Here is an 18704-nt window from a genome sequence, read left to right on the forward strand (position 1 = left end):
GCGCGACCGCGGCCTTGTTGCGATGCATGCGTTCTGATGCGCGAGCCAACCATTCGCCAAAGCTGAAGTCCGGCCAGCGGTGGGGCCGCATCATGATGATCTTCGCCGCCTGAACGAACAGCATCCTCAAATATCGGCTGCCGCGTTTGGAGATGCGACCGAGGACAGTTCGTCCGCCCGTGCTGTATTGCCGTGGTACAAGCCCAACCCAAGCTGCAAAGTCTCGCCCACGATCAAAAGCTTCTCCTTCGCCCACAGCGGCGACCATCGCCGTCGAGATCATTGGGCCAATACCCGGCACGGTCATGACGTTGACGCAGTTCTCTTCCGTTTGACTGATCTGTTCGATCTCGGTGGATACCTTGTCGATCCGATCGTCCATCCACATCCAGTCGCCATAGAGACCGATCAGGATCGAACGCATCCGGGGCGATATCTCGTCTTTGCGTTCCTCGAGGATCGCCTCAAACGAGTTCTTCAAAGCGCGCAGGCCTTTGCGCACGGTGATGCCCTGTTCGATCAGGAACGCACGGATCTGGTTGATCGTCGCCGTCCGCCGCGACACCAAACGGGATCTGACCCGGTGGAGCGCTTGAAGGTCGAGCTGATCCTGGCTCTTCTCAGATACTGTTTGCAGATTGGGACGCAGTGCCGCCTCGGCGATCGCTTCCGCGTCGTTGTAGTCGTTCTTCTGGCCTTTACTGAACGGCTTGACGTAGATCGCTGGGATGATCCGAGGCTCGAAACCCATCTCTCGCAAAGTCCGGCTGACAAAGTGGGCGCTCAGGCACGCCTCCATGCCCACAATACAGCGCGGCAACTTCGCAAATGTCGCCACCAAAGCCAGTCGCTTGATTTGCTTGCGCAGGACCCGTTGTCCCGATTGATCAAAGCCAACCAAGTGGAACGTGTCCTTGCCTATGTCGATGCCTACTGAAATCAGTTCATCAAAGTCTTCCTTCGCCATGCTACTTCTCCTATCTGCAGGTGAAACAGGCCAAGCCTAACCTGCTGGGTGAAGCAGCCGGTACATCCCATTACCGGACCCTTACCAACCATCGGCAATGCTGCAATCACAGCGCGCATTGCCGACCTTCGCTGCATCCGCAAAAAGCAGGCAGGGCGCAAGCACACACGTTGCGGTTCAAGGGGTCATTGCGCGGCCGCTGCACCAATGGCTGTCCCAGAGCTCTCAGGCCCATAGAGCTGAGCGCTATGGCCGTGCCATCCCGGCGATTGGCGGGGCCACATCTTGCGGCAGAGGGGATTTATACCCCTCCGGACCCACCTGCCGCGCAAGATCCTCTTTGGCGCGCGCAAGCATATCTGGCTGCATCAGTACATCCGCCGCCGTTGCCGCCATGACGGTCGCTGCATGGACCATGCCCTTGAGCGCAGGTTTGCCTTTGCCCTGCGCCACCGCCTGCCAGCTGTGCAGCTGCGTACCGATAGCATGGGTCGCGCCCCACATCTGAACCGTGGGAACCACCCAGCTGACATCTGCCACATCGGTTGAGCCGCCAAAAGGCATGGCCGGTATGCTGGCAGGAATATTGAAGTCAGCCAGCGCCTTGCGCTCCGTTTCAACGATCCCCTTGGCAAGATAGGATTGCCGAATATCGTCTTCGCCCAATGTGGCCTGAAACAGCGCGCCATAGGCCACATCCTCTTGCGAAAATGGCGGCGGGCCAAGCCGGTCAAGATTGCGCTGCATCATGTCACCGAGAGTGTGGTTGTAGATGAGGTTGGACACGCCGCAGATGACATCGGATGTGACCTTGGTTTCACTCATCATAGCGGCACCCTCGGCGACCTTTGCAACCCGTTCGAACAAGCTGAGCATGTCGGCGGTGGTATCCGCGCGCACCACATAGCAGACCCTGGCATGTGCCTGCACAACGTTCGGGGAAATCCCTCCGCCGTCGAGGATCGCAGAATGTATTCGCGCCGTATCTGGAATGTGCTCGCGCATGTAGTTGATGCCCACGCTCATAAGCTCGACCGCATCCAGCGCACTGCGACCCAGATGCGGGGCGTCGGCGGCATGAGCGGCGCGGCCCTCAAAGGTGAATTCGACGCGCAAATTTGCCAGCGAGCTTCCCTTCACGATGCCCGCAATATCGCCCGGATGCCATGTCAGGGCGACATCCACATCGTCAAACGCCCCCGCCCGCACCATAAAGGCCTTGCCCGCGCCGCCCTCCTCTGCGGGGCACCCGTAATAGCGCACAGTGCCCGGCGTCCCGGTCTCTGCAAGCCAGCGTTTCAAAGCCGTTGCTGCCAGCAGGGAGGCCGATCCAAGCAGATTATGCCCACAGCCATGCCCGTTCGCCCCGGGTTCAAGCGGTTCTTTCCGGGCTATATCGGCTTTCTGGCTCAGGCCAGCGAGGGCATCATACTCGCCCAGAAAGGCAATGACCGGCCCGCAGCCGCCAGCCTGACCCATTACGGCGGTTGGGATCCCGGTCAGGCTCTCGTGCACCTCAAAGCCTTGAAACTGCAGCTCTTCGATATGTGCCGCAACCGAAGCGCTTTCCATGTAGCACGTCTCTGGCGTGCCCCAGACCCGATCGCTCAGCGCCTCGAACCTGTCCTTGGCGTGCTCGACATGCGACCATAAAGGGTGTGCATTCAATGTTCAGGCTCCTGCGTGGCAACGTCACTTGCGTAAAACATCGACATTGGATGCACGGCAAGAAATCCGCAAGTGGGGCCCGTTCCCGACCTCGGATGCAGCGCAGCATCCTATCGTATGAAGTCGGCTTAAACGCTGGATTGTCGTTGTAGATGAGCGTGGAGCCAGGCCATCACTTGCAGTGTTCACGCCGATTGGCTGCAGACACGGCGCAGACTAAACGTCATGATGCGTTGTTGGTCATCGCTGATACATGAGCTGGGCCAACGGGTCTGATGCCAAGGGGGTTGAGCGCCTTAATCGAGTAGTAGCCGCGGGTGATGTGATCCATGTTCACCGTGTCCCGTACACCCGGCAACTCCAGGATGCGCTGCATGTAGGCTGTGAGGCGCGGGTAGTCGGCGATCTGGCGCAGGTTGGTCTTGAAGAGACCGTGATAGGCTGCATCGAAGCGGATCAGCGTGACGAAGGTTCGAATATCGACCTCGGTCAGCGTGTCGCCCATCAGGTAGTCGCCGGTCAGTCGCCCCTCCAGCATGTCCAGAGTCTCGAAAACCCCTGTTACCGCTTCGTCATAAGCCACTTGTGAAGAGGCGAAACCGGCCTTGTAGACGCCATTGTTCAGCCGGTCGTAGATCAGAGCGGAAAGCGCGTCGATCTCGGCGCCAAGTTCCTGCGGATAGAGCCGGATGTCGGAGGGCACGAGATGTTCGAAGGCGGTATCGAGCATTCGCAGGATGTCGGCGCTTTCGTTATTCACCATGACATTCCGCTGCATGTCCCAAAGCACAGGCACCGTGGCCCGCCCGGTAAAGACGGGGTCCGCATTCGTGTATATCTCGTGCATGTATGTGGCCCCGAACAAAGGGTCTTCGTCGGCCCCCGGATAGCCACCAAACTGCCATCCCTGATCAGACAGAACCGGATTGACGACGGTAACGTCGATCATCGCTTCCAGTCCTTTCAGCTTTCGTGCAATCAATGTTCGCGATGCCCATGGGCAGATCAGCGCAACGTACAACCTGTAGCGGCCAGGCTCGGCCACAAATCCGCCCTCTCCGGTCGGACCGGCACTGCCATCGGGGGTGATCCAGTTCCGAAAGCTCGACACCTGGCGAACGAAACGGCCCTTCTCGTCAGCTTTTTGGACCGGTTGCCAATTCTCAACCCATTTTCCGTTCACAAGCATTGGTTCGTTCCTCAGCGGGCGTGGAAGACAAAAGAGCGCATCGAGACAGAGCCGAGGTCGATGCTGTCGGTCATGAAGGTTAGGTCGTCACCGGCATCAGAGGCGCCCGCGATGGTCAGGGCCGGTAGGTAGTGGTCAACCGACGGATGGGCCATTCGCAGCAGGCTCCCCAGCCCTGACCGATCCGAAAGCGCGGCGAAATCGCGTGCTTCCAATTTGGCGGCAAAGAGCGCGTCGAACTCCAATGCGAAGTCATGCGGTTTCGCGCCCACGCCCCATTGCATGGCACCAAGATTGTGCACCACGTTGCCCGACCCGAGGATCAGCACGCCCCGGTTTCGCAACTCCGACAAGGTACGCCCGATTTCCAGCTGGTAGCCCAGTCCCTTCGACATATCGATCGAGACCTGGAACACCGGCACGTCCGCCCCGGGGTAGAGGAACTTCAGCACTGTCCATGCGCCGTGGTCGAGGCCCCATGTCTCATCCTCTTCGGCATGGTGGCTGGCCAGCAGCGTCACAACTTCTCGTGCCAAGCCAGGGTTGCCCGGTGCCGGATATTGCTGCGCGAAGAGCGCGTCGGGGAAGCCATAGAAATCGTGAATGGTCTTGGGCATTGCAGAGACATCCACCAGCGTGGTGCCCCGCGTCATCCAGTGTGCCGAGACCACGAGGATTGCCTTGGGTCGCGGCAGGGTCCGGCCCAATTCGGTCCAGGCTCGGCTGTAGTTGGTGTCCTCGATGGCATTCATCGGGCTCCCGTGACCCAAGAAGACCAGCGGCATCCGCTCAGAGGACGAAAGGCTGGATTTAAGATCGTCAAGGGTGCGGGAGACAGGCATCAGTTGCGACCTTTTTTGGCGGATCAACTGGGTCGCGCCCGCCAAGTGAATTGGCGGGCACCGTTGGCAGGCCGGATCAGGCCAGTTGCCCAAGCACCCGGTTCAAAGCCGGAACACGCAGGGCAAAGGCCCCGGCGCCAAGCAGCGCGATGGCAACCTGGGCAGCCACCCAGAACAGCGGGAATTCCCAGCCGCCGCCCTCGGAAGAGAACAGCCAGCCATTGGCGGAATGCACCCAGGTGGCGCCCAGCAACACCGGGATCAATGCCAGCGACACAACACGCACTGCGACACCCGCGATCAGCGCCAGTCCGCCGCCGATTTCGGCAATGATGGTCAGATAGGCAAGTACGGCCGGCAGGCCGAGGCTTTCGAAATAGCCCACCGTTCCCGCAATGGTGAAAACATTCACCTTGAGCAGCCCGTGGGCGAGGAACAGAACGCCGCTGGAGACACGCAGGAGCGTGGCGGCATAATCAGCAGAAGTTTTGTTGTCTTGGGTCATTGCATCGGTCCTTTTCGGCAGAGCCCGGTCTGATGAGTGACAGGGGCTCGTTTGGTCTCTGACAATCTACGCCTTGCCAATCATCAATAAAATGGTAAGTTTGAGGAAACACTTCCCACATTTTGTTCTCAATAAGATCATGGACATCACCGACGAGCTGAAGGCTTTCATCGCCACTGCCCAAGCGGGATCGTTCACCGCTGCAGCCGAGCAGTTGGGCGTGTCGAACCGGCTCACGTCGAAATATGTGGCTGAACTGGAGGCACGGCTGGGAGTCAGGCTTTTGCAGCGCACGACACGGCGCGTTGGGTTGACGCCCGCTGGTGAAGACCTGCTTCTTCGTGCGCCCGCAGTGCTGGAAGACCTCGATACAATATTGGCAGACGTTTCCGAGGGCTCGCAGGGGCTTTCAGGTACAATCCGCCTTTCAGCGCCCGTCACCTTTGGTGAAACCTATGTGGGGGGGATGCTGGCGCGCTTTGCCGAGAAGAACCCGGCGCTGAACTTCGATCTTCGGCTGAGCGACAGCTTTTCCGACCTCGCGCGGGAGGGGATCGACCTCGCGTTTCGGGTGGGAACGTCTGAGATGCTCTCGTTGAAAGCACGCAAGTTGGGCACCCTCACCACGCTCGCCGTGGCCAGCCCGAGCTATCTGGCAACCAACGGCGCACCAGATAGCCCGGAGGCGCTGGCCGATCATGCCTGCATCCTCGACACCAACCGTAAGCTGCCACGGCGCTGGGTATTCTCCGTGAACGGGGAAGAGCGGGCGGTGCAGGTGACCGGGCGTTTTCAGGTCAACTCCGCCAGCGCCGCAACCCAGCTTGCCGCCGCAGGATTGGGAATTGCACTGGTGCCGCGCTTCGCGCTGGGGGACACTCTGGAGACCGGGCGTCTGGTGCCGCTTCTGGATGGGCTCGGCGCCCCCCCAAGCCCAATCAGCGCGGTCTACCTTGAAGGCAGGATGCTTCCGCGCAAGCTTCGCGCGCTAATCGACTTTGCAGCGGAAGACATCCGGTCAGCAGGGGTGTTGTAACACTCATAGTCGCGCTCTTTGAGACAACCAGTCGATCGGGAGTATCAAGAGGAGAACGTTCAAAATAACGAGCGCCTGATCGTCCAGGCGGGCGCAGAAGCGTTCGATACTGATCATCCCGATGCCACCAGCTCCAATAATGTCCAGGATAATTGCAGAACGCGTAATCGACTCCAGCAAGTAGAGCGGGCGAAAAAGGGACCGTCGGGCAATACGGGGGGGTGTATAGGGGGTGTACGGGTGGCGACACCTCGCCGGTGTCGGTCTCGGACATTTCCGAATCGAACGGGGGCGTGCTATCCCTTGTGGCATGGCTTTTCCCGACCCCAAGATAAGCGGCGTAGCGCGCCCTGTGATCCGTCAGCTGGATGAAACGGTGGTAAACCGCATCGCGGCAGGTGAGGTCGTGGAACGACCCGCGTCTGCGGTCAAGGAACTGGTTGAAAACGCGATAGATTCCGGCGCCGACCGCATCACCATTGAGGTTGCCAACGGCGGCAAAACCCTGATCCGCGTCACCGACAACGGCTGCGGAATGACGCCCGCAGATTTGCCCCTCGCCCTTGCTCGCCACGCGACGTCCAAGATTGATGGGACAGATCTGTTGAATATCAACAGCTTCGGCTTCCGGGGTGAGGCGCTAGCATCACTCGGATCGGTCGGCAGACTTGTGATAACAAGCCGTTCGGAAGCTGGCGGAGATGCCCATACCATCGCCGTAACCGGTGGAAGACATTCGGTAATTCGCCCGGCTGCCCTATCTGGTGGTACAGTCGTTGAGCTGCGAGATTTGTTCTTTGCAACACCCGCGCGGCTCAAGTTCCTGCGCACCGACCGGGCCGAGATGCAGGCGATCACCGAGGTTGTGAAACGTCTCGCAATGGCAGAGCCAGCAGTGGGCTTTACCTTGCGTGACATGAGCGACGGGCAGAACCGGGCCACCTTCCGCGCTGACCCCGAAAACGGTGATCTTTTCAATGCTTTGGGCGCACGGCTCGGGCAGGTAATGGGGCGCGATTTCATTGAGAACGCACTGCCGATCGACGCCGAGCGTGAAGGCATCCGTTTGATCGGGTATGCCGCTTTGCCGACCTATTCGCGCGGCTCAGCCACGGCGCAGTATCTTTTTGTTAATGGGCGTCCTGTAAAAGACAAACTGCTGGTCGGTGCCCTGCGCGGTGCATATGCCGATTTTCTCAGCCGTGATCGGCACCCGGCGGTGGCGCTCTTCGTGGATTGCCCGCCGGAACGCGTGGATGTGAATGTGCATCCAGCCAAAGCAGAGGTCCGGTTCCGCGAACCGGGCGTCGTGCGCGGGTTGATCGTGTCCTCCTTGCGTCATGCTCTTGCTGAAGCGGGCCATCGCGCATCGTCGACAGTGGCCGAGGCGACGCTTGGCGCGTTTCGGCCCGAACCTGGCCCCGCCCGGGTCTATCAGATGGATCGGCCCTCTCAGGGCAGCCTGCGTGCAGCGCGGGACTGGCAAGCCCCCGCCATTGGCTTCGCAGAAGGCCCCGCCCCTGATTTCTCGCCGACCGCTGCACGGGTGGAACCCATTGGCGACGACGGGGAAACCACCCGGCATCCGCTTGGCGCCGCGCGGGCGCAGGTGCATGAAAACTACATCATTGCCCAGACTGAAACCGGCATGGTGATCGTCGATCAACACGCCGCGCATGAACGTCTGGTCTATGAAAAACTAAAGCGTCAGATGGCGGAAAACGGCGTTGCATCACAAGCGCTGCTGATACCCGAGATCGTGACACTGGGCGCACACGACACCGCCGCACTGATGGAGCTGGCGGATGATCTTGCGCGGCTTGGCTTGGTTGTGGAACCCTTCGGGCCTGGCACCATCGCTGTTCAGGCAACGCCCGCAATCCTGGGCCCGGTAAATGCCGAGGCCATGCTGCGCGATATTCTCGATGAACTGGATGACCTTGGCGAAAGCTTGACCGTGCAGGCGCGGATTGAGGCAATCCTGTCCCGCGTGGCCTGTCACGGCTCGATCAGGTCGGGCCGCCAGATGCGTGCAGAAGAGATGAACGCGCTGCTGCGGGAGATGGAGGCAACACCCCATTCCGGTCAGTGCAACCACGGGCGGCCCACCTATGTGGAACTGAAGCTCTCTGACATCGAAAGGCTGTTTGGCCGCACATGATCCAGCTTGGCGAAACGCAGATCAACCTATCCGATCCCCTGACCCTACTAGCCCTTGGCGGGGTTGCAGCGCTTCTTTTGCTTATGGTTCTGGTCCTAAGGTCGGCCTCGGCCGCGAACCGGACCGCGCGCGCGATGGAACCGCTGGCCCACCAGATGGGCGCGCTTGGGCAGCGGGTGCAATCGCTGTCCGACGGACAGCACCAGCTTTCCGGCGGCATCAGTCATGTCAGCGAGTTGCAGGCCCGGTCACAGGCCCAGATGCTGGAGGTGATGGAACGCCGGCTGGAGGAAGTGCAGCGCAGCATGGGCGAGACCTTGCACGGCACCTCGACCCGCACCGCGCGCAGCCTTGGCGAATTGCAGCAGCGGCTGGAACAGATCGACAAGGCACAGGCCAATATTGAGAAGCTGTCGGGCGACGTTCTTGGCCTGCAGGATATCCTGTCAAACAAGCAGACGCGCGGGGCCTTTGGAGAGATCCAGCTGAACGATATCGTGCACAAGGCGCTGCCGCCGGACAGTTACGCGTTTCAGGCGACCCTGTCGAACGGCAAGCGGGCAGATTGCCTGATCCACCTGCCGAACCCGCCGGGGCCGATTGTGATCGACTCGAAATTTCCGTTGGAACCCTATGAGGCCCTGCGACGCGCCAAGACACAGCGCGATATCGACGAAGCCGCGCGGGCCATGCGGACGGCGGTGCGGGCGCATATCAAGGCAATCTCGGAGCGCTACATCTTAGAGGGAGAAACCGCGGATGGGGCGTTGATGTTCCTGCCATCGGAAGCTGTCTATGCGGAACTGCACGCCAATTTTCCGGAACTGGTGCGCGAGGGGTTTGCCGCACGTGTCTGGATCGTGTCCCCCACCACCTGCATGGCAACGCTGAACACGATGCGGGCAGTGCTGAAGGACGCGCGGATGCGCGAACAGGCGGGCGCAATCCGAAAGCAGCTGGCGATGCTGCACCGGGATGTGGAGCTTGTGGTGGAACGGGTCGGCAAACTGACCACCCATTTCGGGCAGGCACGCAAGGATCTGGATGATATCAGCACCGCCGCCGAACGCGCCGGAAAGCGGGCCACACGGCTGGACAGTTTCGATTTCGAGGAACTGAGCGGCAAGGAAGACGCCGAAGTGGTGCCCCTACCTCGTCGCTAGGCGCGGGGAAGATCCTTGCAAGGATCTTTTTGAAAGGCTTTTGCAAAAGCCTTCCTTGCGCCCGTTTGAAGCTCGCGCAAGATCGGGCTAGCGCGCGAAGGTTGCGGCGAGGATGCGGGCGAGCCCCTCTGCGTCTTCCTGGGTGAAGGCATCGGGCTGATTGCTGTCGATATCCAGAACCGCGATCAGACGGTTCGATCCGTCCAGGACCGGCAGCACGATCTCTGACCTTGTGGACGAAGCGCAGGCGATGTGGCCTGGGAAGGCATCCACGTCTGGCACCAGCTGAACCTCGCCGGTGCGCGCCGCCGCGCCGCAGACGCCCTTGTCGAACGGTATCTGGAGGCAGCCATGACCGCCCTGATAGGGGCCTATCTTGAGCAGCCCGGGCTCTGTCACCCGGTAGAACCCCGTCCAATCGAAGCGGTCGTCGGCATGATGGATCTCGCAGGCGAGCGTTGCCATCAGGGCGATCTCATCGGTTTCACCATGGGTGAGGGCCGCGATGGTCTTTGTCAGGCTTGTGTAGTCGAGGGACATGAGCGCTTCTTTCGGTCTGAGGGGGTTTCGCCGCCTGCCGGCGTCGATCCGCGGGGGGATCCTCCCCCCGCACCCCCCTGAAGTATTTGGGCCAAGATGAAAGGGTCAGGGGCGTTCGATGGCGATGGCCGTGCCTTCACCCCCGCCTATGCAGATGGCTGCGATGCCGCGTTTCAGGCCGCGTTTTTCAAGCGCATTCAGCAGGGTCACCATGATCCTCGCACCTGACGCCCCTATGGGGTGGCCAAGCGCGCAGGCTCCGCCGTTGACGTTTACCTTATCGTGGGGCAGGCCCATCTTGTGCATGAAAGCCATCGGGACGACCGCAAAGGCCTCGTTTACTTCCCACAGATCCACTTCGTCCTTTGACCAACCAAGCCGCGCCAGCAGCTTTTCGGCAGCCGGGACCGGCGCGGTTGTGAAAAGGCCCGGTTCCTGTGCGTGACTGGCGTGGCCCATGATCCGCGCTCGGATGGGCAGGCCCTTGGCCTGTGCCACGCTTTCGCGGGCCATGACCAATGCCGCCGCCCCGTCGGAGATGGAGGAGGAGTTGGCGGGCGTCACCGTGCCATCCTTGCGGAAGGCCGGTTTCAGATGTGGGATCTTTTCCGGACGGGCCTTGGCGGGCTGCTCGTCTGCGGAAATCATGGTCCAGCCGTCATGTGCACCCGCCGTCACCGAGCGTTCACCATAGCGACCACCGATGGAGACCGGTGTCACCTCATCCGCGAACGCACCTGAAGCCTGGGCCTCTAGCGCGCGGGACAGTGACGCCAGCGCGTAGTTGTCCTGCGCCTCACGGGTGAACTGAAAGCTTTCGGCGCAATCCTCTGCGAAGGTGCCCATCAGGCGGCCTTTGTCATAGGCGTCTTCCAGCCCGTCGAGGAACATGTGGTCTATCGTGCGGCCATGGCCGATCCTTGCGCCGCCGCGCATTTGCGGCAGCAGGTAGGGGGCCTCTGACATGCTTTCCATGCCACCCGCGACCATCAGGTCGGTCTGGCCAAGCGCCAGTTGGTCATGGGCAATCATTGCGGCCTTCATGCCGGACCCGCACATCTTGTTCAGCGTGGTCGCGGGCACATCCTGGCCAAGCCCGGCCTTGAATCCGGCCTGGCGTGCCGGGGCCTGGCCCTGGCCGGCGGGCAGCACGCAGCCCATCAAAAGCTCCTGCACATCGGAGACAGCGGCCCCGGACTGATCCAGCGCGGCCTTGATCGCGGCCCCACCAAGATCGGACGCCGTGACGCCAGAAAAGCAGCCCTGAAAGCCACCCATGGGCGTGCGGGACGCGCCGCAGATCACTACATTATCCATAAAATTCTCCGTTTCTTCCCCGGTGCTTTGGATACCGTTTGGAAAGGATTGCTGTCTAGGGTGCTCGCGGCAAGCGAAAGGACGCAGCTTATGGATATTACCTTGGAACCCAAAGGGCCGATCGCACTGTTACATGTCATCCCCGACCGCATTGACGCCTCTGTTGCCATCCAGTTCAAGGACCGGTTTCGCGATATGGTCAAGGATTGGAACGGGCCGGTTGTGCTGGATCTTCAGAACGTCACCTTTTTGGACAGCTCGGGCCTTGGTGCGGTTGTCGCCGCCCGTAAGTTGTTGGGAGAGGGGCGGCAATTGGATCTGTCCTGCCTCAGCCCCGCCGTGGATAAAGTCATGCGACTGACACGAATGAACCAGGTGTTTCCCATCCACAATTCGGTAGAGGACGCGCTGGCCGCACATGGGGTTGCCCCGGCAGCATGAGTGTTCAGGACCTACCCTCACCCTGGCAAGGCGATCCGCCCGGTGGGGCCGCTCCGACATGGGCCTGTACGCGGCGATTCCAGGCCCAATCCACGATTGTCAGCATTGAACTGCTGGGGCTGAACCAGACGCTTATTCAGCTTGGCTTGCCCATTGAGCAACTTTTTTCACTGGAACTTGTGCTGGCAGAGATCCTGAACAATGTGGTGGAACATGCCTATCAAGATCGTGGAGAGGGCCAGATTGAGCTGACGGTTTCGGTTCGGGATGGCAGCATATATTGCGGCGTTTCGGATTTCGGGAGCCCAATGCCTGGTGGCATCCTGCCCCCGGCCCGCCGCCATTCCCCCAAAGCATTGGCCTTGCAGGATTTACCCGAGGGCAGCTTCGGTTGGGCCCTTATCCGCGATCTAACGACCGGGCTGGACTATTCCCGGAACGAAGGCGTCAATCGACTGACGTTTCGGATTGATCTTCAGGGCTGATCAATCCCGGCGCATCGCGCCGACTGTTTTCGCGAAGGGTTAACCATTCTCGAAAAAGCCCCAATTGTTCCGCACCGGCGCCGGGAATCTCCTCGATACATGAAGGGTAGCTGCAATGGCTTCCCTCGGTGCCGTGTCTAAAAGCCCCCACCCAGTGGCGCGGCGCCGAGGTCTATTGCCCAGTCTCCCCTTGCCACCGCCACTAATCACCCTACCGTAGCGCGGATGCGATGCGAGAGGTCAGAATGCGCGATTTTCATCTTCCCGGACGGTCTGCGGTCTTCGCCGATAATGGTATGTGTGCGACGTCGCACCCACTTGCGGCCAAGGTTGCTATCAACCTGCTGGAACAAGGCGGAAATGCCGTCGACGCAGCGATAGGTGCGGCTGTCCTACTGGGAATTTGCGAACCGCAAATGACTGGAATCGGGGGGGATTGCTTTGCCCTGATCAAACGCCCCGACAGCGAGGAGATCGTTGGCCTGAATGCCTCTGGCCGCGCGCCAGCGGGGCTGAAAGCTGCCGATCTGCGCGCTGCCGGGTATGAAACGATGCCGCTGCGCGAGGCCGCCGCAGTGACCATTCCGGGTGCAGTGGACGGGTTCTGTCGCCTGCAAGAAGATATGGGCAATCTGTCTATGGCCGATATTCTGGCCCCCGCCATTCACTATGCAGAGGCGGGCATACCGGTCGCCCCACGGGTTGCGCAGGATTGGGACGAGGAGGCCTATGAGTTCAAAAGCCACGCGCGCGACTTGTTCCTCAATGACGGCCGCCCCTACCGCGTGGGAGAGCGTTTCCGCGCGCCCGGCCAGGCGGAGGTGCTGCGGCGTATCGCGAAAGAGGGTCGCGCCGGCTTCTACGAGGGCGAGGTGGCGCAGGACATGGTCCAAATCCTTCAGGCGCTTGGCGGAACCCATACTCTGGCAGATTTCGCAGCGACCGCCTGCGATTACGTTACGCCGATCCGCACAACCTACCGCGGGGCGGAGCTGATCGAACTGCCCCCGAACGGCGCGGGTGCGATGGCTCTGCTGATGGCGAATATGCTGGAAGGCCATGACATCGCCTCGATGGACCCGAACGGCGCGGAACGGGCACATCTGGAGATTGAAGCCGCTCGGCTGGCCTTCGACGCGCGGGACCGGTTCATCGCTGATTCAGGCTATGTCCGGCATCTCGATCACATGCTGTCAGCCGATACGGCCAAGGCCCTTTCCGGTCTGATTGACCCCGCCAAGGCACTGACCTCGATCAAGGACAAGACCGAAAGCATCCACAAGGAAACCGTCTATATCACTGTCGTCGACCGTAACCGGATGGCGGTCTCTCTGATCTATTCCATCTTCAAGGATTTCGGATCCTGCATCGCCAGCGAGCGTTTCGGCATTCTGTTCCAGAACCGCGGCTGCGGTTTCACGCTGGAGGAGGGCCACCCGAATGAAGCCATGGGCGGCAAGCGCCCCATGCATACGATCATCCCGGCCATGATGCGCGAAGCCGATGGCAGCTTCACGGCCTTCGGGGTCATGGGTGGGGCGTATCAACCGATGGGCCATGTCCGATATATCAGCAACATCGTGGATTTCGGGATGCACCCCCAACAGGCGATCGACGCACCCCGCTGCTTCCCCGTGGACGGCGAGGTGCGGATCGAGAATGGATATGCCCCCGAAGTTCAGGCCGAGCTGGCCGCCAAGGGGCATAGGCTGGACCGTCCGTTGCGCCCGGTCGGCGGCGCTCAGGCCATTCGAATAGACGCGAAGACCGGTGTGTTGCAGGGCGCATCAGACCCCCGAAAAGACGGCTGCGCGCTAGGCTATTGAAGGATAGATCATGTCGAAAATCCCCGTGAAAACCCTTGTGGCAGAGGCCAAGGCCGTTATCGAAACGATCAGCCCCGCCGATGCTTTGGCACAGGCCGAGGCGGGAGAGGCGCTGTTGGTCGATATCCGCGACATCCGCGAACTGGAGCGTGAAGGACGCATTCCCGGCGCCTTCCACGCCCCGCGTGGGATGCTGGAATTCTGGGTTGATCCAGAAAGCCCCTATCACAAGCCGCCGCTTGCAACCGACAAGACGCTGGTGCTGTTCTGTGCCAGCGCGTGGCGGTCAGCCCTGTCAGCCAAGGCATTGCAAGAGATGGGGGTAGAAAACGTGGCCGAGATCGACGGCGGCTTTAGCGCCTGGCGCGCGGCAGGTCTGCCGGTGGAGTGACGCCTAGTTCAGCTGAAATTCCAGCGGGTAGTAGCCATCGCGAAATTCACCGAACAGATCCGGCAGGTCGGGGTGGTCGACCGGCTCTCCGGTTTCATCGGGCACCAGGTTCTGTTCCGAAACATAGGCCACGTAATAGGTCTGATCGTTCTCGGCCAGCAGGTGATAGAAAGGCTGTTCGCGGGACGGGCGCGACTCAGGGGGAATCGCGTCATACCATTCCTCGGTATTTGCGAATTCTGGATCGACGTCGAAAATAACCCCGCGAAACGGGTGTTTACGGTGCCTGACCACCTGGCCAAGCGTAAATTTCGCGCGTGTCTTCAGCATCGGATTGCGCCCCCTTGCCCCCACTCCTAAACCCCGGATCGGGGGCTTGTCCATCCGCGAGCGGTCGAATCAAAGGAAACAGATTGTGAACCTCGTTCTGACAGTGCTGGAGATCGTGGCGCCGGTGTTCCTTCTGGCCGCTACAGGTTTTGGCTGGCGAAAGCTTGGGTTGGAGTACCCTGTTGAGTTCGTGACCCGTCTGGCAATGACAATCGCCGTCCCTTGCCTGATATTCACCGCGCTGATGCAGACAGAGCTGGACCCTGCCGCGCTGTCTGCGGTCACGCTGACGACGTTGGCGGCCTACGCGCTGATGAGTCTTGGGGCGTTGGCGTTGATCCTGATCACAGGAGTAGACCGGCGCACGTTCCTTGCCCCGACCATCTTCGGCAATACCGGCAACCTGGGCTTGCCGCTGGCGTTGTTCGCGTTTGGAGAAGCCGGGCTTGGCTATGGCGTCGTGGTCTTCGCGGTGATGGCCGTCCTGTCCTTCACCATCGGCATCCGCATGGTGTCAGGTCAGACCTCGGTCCTGCGGGTTCTGCGCGAACCGATGGTTTGGGCCACGATGCTTGGCGCATTGTTTTTGTGGCAGGGGTGGCAGACGCCGGGCTGGCTGACAAATTCCCTGTCACTTGCGGGGCAGTTGGCGATTCCGCTGATGCTGTTCACACTTGGCGTCGCTGTTGCCCGGTTGACGCCGCGCGGCGTCGGACGGGCGGTGCTGCTGTCGCTGGCCAAACTTGTCATAGGCATTGGGGCGGGCCTTGCCGCTGGTTGGGCCTTCGGATTGGAGCCTGTCGCATTCTCAGTGATCGTTCTGCAGATGGCGACGCCCGTGGGGGTATCATCTTACCTGCTGGCAGAACGGTTCGGCGCTGATCCCGATTCAGTGGCGGGATATGTGGTGATTTCAACCCTCATCAGCGTGCTCGCCCTGCCGGTTCTGCTGTATTTCCTGCTCTGACCCGTTCCCTCGAACAGTGATTTCAGGTAAACTGTCACAAACAAACAAAACTCGAGCAGGCAGATTTCATGAAACGCGCGATTCTTCTCGTGCTGCTATTGGCTGTTGCCGCGTGCAGCGGCGGGCCAAGACCCCCACGGAACCTGGACAACGCATGTCTCATCTTGCGTGAACGCCCTGACATCGCCCGTGCGACCCGCGCGGCGGAACGGGAATGGGGCATTCCGGTCCATGTGCAACTGGCCACGATCCATCAGGAAAGCAGCTTCGTTCACAACGCCCGCACTCCGCATCGCTATGCGCTTGGGGTTATTCCCCTTGGACGACAAAGCTCAGCCTATGGATATAGCCAGGCACTGGACGGCACCTGGGACGATTATCAGGACGCAACCGGCAGCCGCCGCGCACGCCGCACCGATATCCGGGACGCGACTGATTTCATGGGTTGGTACATGAACCGGTCAGTGGAACGTCTTGGCATCGCTCCAGATGACGCACGCAACCAATATCTGGCATATCATCAGGGCCACGCGGGCTATGCACGGGGCAGTTATCGCGGACAGGCTTGGCTGCTGCGGGTTGCGGATCGTGTGGATGAGCGCGCCGAGATGTATGAACGTCAATTGGCCGGGTGTCGCCGCTAGGCGGGCCCGCTATTCCGTGATGCCCCGGGTCCGCAGTTCCTGCGGAATGTTGAAGTAGCTGGCGGGAATATTCCCGCCCTCTTCCAGCTCGCCCAGAATGACAGTTGTGTTGAACCCGGTTGAATCGGTCACGATCCACTGGCGCAGTTCGACCGGCTCATCCGTGAAAACCAAGGTGATATAGCCAATATCGGGCTCATCTGGATCCTGCGCGATGATGCGCGTGGTGGTGTCGTCGCCCTCATGTTCCAGGATCATATCGGACCGATCGAGGTTCACGTTCCGTGCCAGGATCAGGTTCAGCGGCGTACGCCGCAGCGGATATTGCTCTGGCGCGGTATTGGCCCGATCGTCGAAAATCGCGACCTGCCCGCCCCCGGCCATCACCAGAAGCTCACTATCGTCATACTCGAACCGCATCCGTCCGGGTCGCTGGATGTAAAGCGTACCGGTGGCAATCGCGCCATCGTCGCTGATCTGGGTGAAGCTGGCCTGGGCCGTGCGCAGATCATTCAGGTAATCCGACAGGTCCGACAGCGGGATCGGATCGGCAAAGGCTGGCAGAGCGGTGCAGGCGGAAAGCGCTGTGGCGAGAATAAATCGTTTCATGAGTCCCATTTAATCACCACAGACGGGCTTTGCACCTCACACAAGCGCGATTTCGCCTATGCCTGCTCAGGCACCAGAACCTCTCGTTTGCCGACATGGTTGGCAGAGCTGACAACACCTTCATCCTCCATCTGCTCCACAAGCCGCGCGGCCTTGTTATAGCCGATGGCCAGCTTGCGCTGGATGTAGGAGGTGGAGCACTTGCGGTCCTTGATGACGATCGCAACCGCCTGATCATAAAGCGCATCCTCACCGGTCGTGTTGCCGCCAAGGCCAAGCACCGCGTCGATATCGCTTTCGCGATCCTCATCGGGGCCGTCCAGAACACTGGCTGCATAGTCCGGTGGACCGAAGCTCTTCAGGTGGCTGACGATCTCTTCGACCTCCTCGTCACTAACGAAGGGCCCGTGAACACGGGTGATCTTCGCGCCACCAGCCATATACAGCATATCGCCCATACCAAGCAGTTGCTCGGCCCCCTGTTCGCCAAGGATGGTGCGGCTGTCGACCTTGGACGTGACGTGGAAGGAAATCCGCGTCGGGAAGTTGGCCTTGATGGTACCGGTGATCACGTCGACCGACGGGCGCTGCGTGGCCATGATGATGTGGATGCCAGAGGCACGGGCCATCTGCGCCAGACGCTGGATACAAGCCTCGATCTCTTTGCCCGCGACCATCATAAGGTCGGCCATTTCGTCGACGATGACGACGATATAGGGCATTTTTTCGGGGGCGAATTCCTCGGTCTCGAATATCGGGTCGCCGGTTTCATCGTCGAACCCGGTCTGCACCGTGCGGCTGAACATCTCGCCCCGATCCAGCGCATCCTTCACCCGGCCGTTATAGCCGTCGATGTTGCGGACGCCCATCTTGGACATCTTGCGATAGCGTTCCTCCATCTCGCCCACGACCCATTTCAGTGCCACAACGGCCTTTTTCGGGTCGGTCACGACGGGCGACAACAGGTGCGGAATGCCGTCATAGACGGAAAGTTCCAGCATCTTCGGGTCGATCATGATCAGGCGGCAATCCTCGGGTGTCAGCTTGTACAGCAGGCTGAGGATCATCGTGTTGATCGCCACGGATTTACCCGATCCGGTGGTCCCCGCAATCAGCAGGTGGGGCATCTTGGCGAGGTTGGCGACGATGGGATCGCCACCGATATCCTTGCCAAGCGCCAGCGGCAGCTTCTGGGTTCCGTCTCCGAAATCACGGCTGGCGAGAATCTCGCGCAGAACCACCTTTTCGCGATGCTGGTTCGGCAGTTCGATGCCAATCACGCTGCGTCCGGGCACCGTGGACACGCGAGCTGACAGGGCAGACATGGACCGCGCGATGTCGTCGGCAAGACCGATCACCCGACTGGCTTTGAGACCGGGCGCCGGTTCCAGTTCATACATGGTGACGACAGGGCCGGGGCGAACCGATACGATCTCGCCTTTCACGCCGTAATCATCCAGCACGTTTTCCAGCATCCGGGCATTTTCTTCCAATGCCTCGTCGCTGAGATGATGGCGCTCAATGCTGGTCGGGCTGGTCAGCAGGTTGAGCGGCGGGAATTCGTAGGCCTGGGCAGTCTCGTCGAGCGGCAAGGTCGGCTGCGCCTCTGCCCGCGCGGCGCGC

Annotated in this window: 19 protein-coding genes; 9 read left to right on the forward strand and 10 right to left on the reverse strand. The window is 60.7% G+C overall.

What is annotated here, in order from left to right; all coding sequences use genetic code 11:
- The 5 genes from ACROHD_RS19470 to ACROHD_RS19490 form a co-directional block, all read right to left on the reverse strand.
- Positions 1–967, reverse strand: a 967-nt coding sequence (locus ACROHD_RS19470) for an IS110 family RNA-guided transposase (protein ID WP_432680074.1), incomplete at its 3' end; no start/stop codon positions are given.
- Between the two features lie 246 nt (positions 968–1213).
- Positions 1214–2635 (reverse strand): amidohydrolase, encoded by a 1422-nt coding sequence (locus ACROHD_RS19475; RefSeq protein WP_432680075.1) that lies wholly within the window; start codon positions 2633–2635, stop codon positions 1214–1216.
- A 223-nt stretch (positions 2636–2858) separates the two neighbouring features.
- Positions 2859–3824 (reverse strand): glutathione S-transferase family protein, encoded by a 966-nt coding sequence (locus ACROHD_RS19480; protein WP_432680076.1) that lies wholly within the window; start codon positions 3822–3824, stop codon positions 2859–2861.
- Positions 3825–3835: 11 nt separating this feature from the next.
- A complete protein-coding gene (gene ygiD, locus ACROHD_RS19485) occupies positions 3836–4666 on the reverse strand; it encodes a 4,5-DOPA-extradiol-dioxygenase (RefSeq protein ID WP_432680077.1) in 831 nt (276 codons plus the stop codon).
- Between the two features lie 76 nt (positions 4667–4742).
- Complete coding sequence (locus ACROHD_RS19490; protein ID WP_432680078.1) at positions 4743–5171, reverse strand: DoxX family protein; 429 nt, start codon at positions 5169–5171, stop codon at positions 4743–4745.
- A 139-nt stretch (positions 5172–5310) separates the two neighbouring features.
- On the opposite strand from ACROHD_RS19490, the gene ACROHD_RS19495 reads away from it, so the two are divergent.
- The 3 genes from ACROHD_RS19495 to ACROHD_RS19505 all read left to right on the forward strand — a co-directional run bounded on the left by ACROHD_RS19495 (position 5311) and on the right by ACROHD_RS19505 (position 9531).
- The gene (locus ACROHD_RS19495) at positions 5311–6207 is read left to right on the forward strand and encodes a LysR family transcriptional regulator (RefSeq protein ID WP_432680079.1); all 897 of its coding nucleotides are present in this window, start codon (positions 5311–5313) and stop codon (positions 6205–6207) included.
- Between the two features lie 310 nt (positions 6208–6517).
- Entirely contained in the window at positions 6518–8368 is a 1851-nt protein-coding gene (gene mutL, locus ACROHD_RS19500; RefSeq protein ID WP_432680080.1) for a DNA mismatch repair endonuclease MutL, read from the forward strand.
- On the forward strand, positions 8365–9531 hold the full coding sequence (locus ACROHD_RS19505; protein ID WP_432680082.1) for a DNA recombination protein RmuC: 1167 nt from the start codon (positions 8365–8367) through the stop codon (positions 9529–9531). The genes mutL and ACROHD_RS19505 overlap by 4 nt, the downstream gene beginning before the upstream one ends.
- An 87-nt stretch (positions 9532–9618) precedes the next feature.
- On the opposite strand, the gene ACROHD_RS19510 is transcribed toward ACROHD_RS19505, so the two are convergent.
- Together ACROHD_RS19510 and ACROHD_RS19515 are read right to left on the reverse strand one after the other, a co-directional pair.
- Complete coding sequence (locus ACROHD_RS19510) at positions 9619–10071, reverse strand: GAF domain-containing protein (protein ID WP_432680083.1); 453 nt, start codon at positions 10069–10071, stop codon at positions 9619–9621.
- Positions 10072–10176: 105 nt separating this feature from the next.
- Positions 10177–11388 carry an acetyl-CoA C-acyltransferase gene (locus tag ACROHD_RS19515; protein ID WP_432680084.1) on the reverse strand — a complete coding sequence of 404 codons (1212 nt, stop codon included), beginning with the start codon at positions 11386–11388 and terminating at the stop codon, positions 10177–10179.
- Between the two features lie 90 nt (positions 11389–11478).
- On the opposite strand from ACROHD_RS19515, the gene ACROHD_RS19520 reads away from it, so the two are divergent.
- The 4 genes from ACROHD_RS19520 (at position 11479) to ACROHD_RS19535 (ending at position 14531) form a co-directional block, all read left to right on the forward strand.
- Positions 11479–11829 carry an STAS domain-containing protein gene (locus ACROHD_RS19520; RefSeq protein WP_432680085.1) on the forward strand — a complete coding sequence of 117 codons (351 nt, stop codon included), beginning with the start codon at positions 11479–11481 and terminating at the stop codon, positions 11827–11829.
- The gene (locus ACROHD_RS19525; RefSeq protein WP_432680087.1) at positions 11826–12314 is read left to right on the forward strand and encodes an ATP-binding protein; all 489 of its coding nucleotides are present in this window, start codon (positions 11826–11828) and stop codon (positions 12312–12314) included. Before ACROHD_RS19520 ends, ACROHD_RS19525 begins: the two co-directional genes overlap by 4 nt.
- A gap of 245 nt (positions 12315–12559) precedes the next feature.
- The gene (locus ACROHD_RS19530) at positions 12560–14140 is read left to right on the forward strand and encodes a gamma-glutamyltransferase family protein (RefSeq protein WP_432680089.1); all 1581 of its coding nucleotides are present in this window, start codon (positions 12560–12562) and stop codon (positions 14138–14140) included.
- A gap of 10 nt (positions 14141–14150) precedes the next feature.
- Entirely contained in the window at positions 14151–14531 is a 381-nt protein-coding gene (locus ACROHD_RS19535) for a rhodanese-like domain-containing protein (protein ID WP_432680090.1), read from the forward strand.
- Between the two features lie 3 nt (positions 14532–14534).
- On the opposite strand, the gene hspQ is transcribed toward ACROHD_RS19535, so the two are convergent.
- Positions 14535–14861, reverse strand: a complete 327-nt coding sequence (hspQ, locus tag ACROHD_RS19540) for a heat shock protein HspQ (protein WP_071689568.1) — start codon at positions 14859–14861, stop codon at positions 14535–14537.
- A gap of 85 nt (positions 14862–14946) precedes the next feature.
- On the opposite strand from hspQ, the gene ACROHD_RS19545 reads away from it, so the two are divergent.
- Positions 14947–15828, forward strand: a complete 882-nt coding sequence (locus tag ACROHD_RS19545; RefSeq protein ID WP_432680091.1) for an AEC family transporter — start codon at positions 14947–14949, stop codon at positions 15826–15828.
- A gap of 68 nt (positions 15829–15896) precedes the next feature.
- The gene (locus ACROHD_RS19550; protein ID WP_432680092.1) at positions 15897–16472 is read left to right on the forward strand and encodes a transglycosylase SLT domain-containing protein; all 576 of its coding nucleotides are present in this window, start codon (positions 15897–15899) and stop codon (positions 16470–16472) included.
- A 9-nt stretch (positions 16473–16481) separates the two neighbouring features.
- On the opposite strand, the gene ACROHD_RS19555 is transcribed toward ACROHD_RS19550, so the two are convergent.
- Together ACROHD_RS19555 and ACROHD_RS19560 are read right to left on the reverse strand one after the other, a co-directional pair.
- Positions 16482–17081, reverse strand: coding sequence for a LolA family protein (locus ACROHD_RS19555; protein WP_432680093.1), 600 nt, complete (start codon positions 17079–17081; stop codon positions 16482–16484).
- A gap of 56 nt (positions 17082–17137) precedes the next feature.
- Positions 17138–18704, reverse strand: a 1567-nt coding sequence (locus tag ACROHD_RS19560; protein ID WP_432680094.1) for a DNA translocase FtsK, incomplete at its 5' end; no start/stop codon positions are given.

The sequence above is a fragment of the Nioella aestuarii genome (assembly GCF_050896395.1).
GTDB lineage: Bacteria > Pseudomonadota > Alphaproteobacteria > Rhodobacterales > Rhodobacteraceae > Nioella > Nioella aestuarii.

Coding starts and splice junctions, on each gene's coding strand:
- ACROHD_RS19480 (WP_432680076.1), bottom strand. CDS start 3,824: ATGCTTGTGAACGGAAAATGGGTTGAGAATTGGCAACCGGTCCAAAAA.
- ACROHD_RS19520 (WP_432680085.1), top strand. CDS start 11,479: ATGGATATTACCTTGGAACCCAAAGGGCCGATCGCACTGTTACATGTC.
- hspQ (WP_071689568.1), bottom strand. CDS start 14,861: ATGCTGAAGACACGCGCGAAATTTACGCTTGGCCAGGTGGTCAGGCAC.
- ygiD (WP_432680077.1), bottom strand. CDS start 4,666: ATGCCTGTCTCCCGCACCCTTGACGATCTTAAATCCAGCCTTTCGTCC.
- ACROHD_RS19490 (WP_432680078.1), bottom strand. CDS start 5,171: ATGACCCAAGACAACAAAACTTCTGCTGATTATGCCGCCACGCTCCTG.
- ACROHD_RS19505 (WP_432680082.1), top strand. CDS start 8,365: ATGATCCAGCTTGGCGAAACGCAGATCAACCTATCCGATCCCCTGACC.
- ACROHD_RS19530 (WP_432680089.1), top strand. CDS start 12,560: ATGCGCGATTTTCATCTTCCCGGACGGTCTGCGGTCTTCGCCGATAAT.
- ACROHD_RS19550 (WP_432680092.1), top strand. CDS start 15,897: ATGAAACGCGCGATTCTTCTCGTGCTGCTATTGGCTGTTGCCGCGTGC.
- mutL (WP_432680080.1), top strand. CDS start 6,518: ATGGCTTTTCCCGACCCCAAGATAAGCGGCGTAGCGCGCCCTGTGATC.
- ACROHD_RS19555 (WP_432680093.1), bottom strand. CDS start 17,081: ATGAAACGATTTATTCTCGCCACAGCGCTTTCCGCCTGCACCGCTCTG.
- ACROHD_RS19535 (WP_432680090.1), top strand. CDS start 14,151: ATGTCGAAAATCCCCGTGAAAACCCTTGTGGCAGAGGCCAAGGCCGTT.
- ACROHD_RS19515 (WP_432680084.1), bottom strand. CDS start 11,388: ATGGATAATGTAGTGATCTGCGGCGCGTCCCGCACGCCCATGGGTGGC.
- ACROHD_RS19495 (WP_432680079.1), top strand. CDS start 5,311: ATGGACATCACCGACGAGCTGAAGGCTTTCATCGCCACTGCCCAAGCG.
- ACROHD_RS19525 (WP_432680087.1), top strand. CDS start 11,826: ATGAGTGTTCAGGACCTACCCTCACCCTGGCAAGGCGATCCGCCCGGT.
- ACROHD_RS19510 (WP_432680083.1), bottom strand. CDS start 10,071: ATGTCCCTCGACTACACAAGCCTGACAAAGACCATCGCGGCCCTCACC.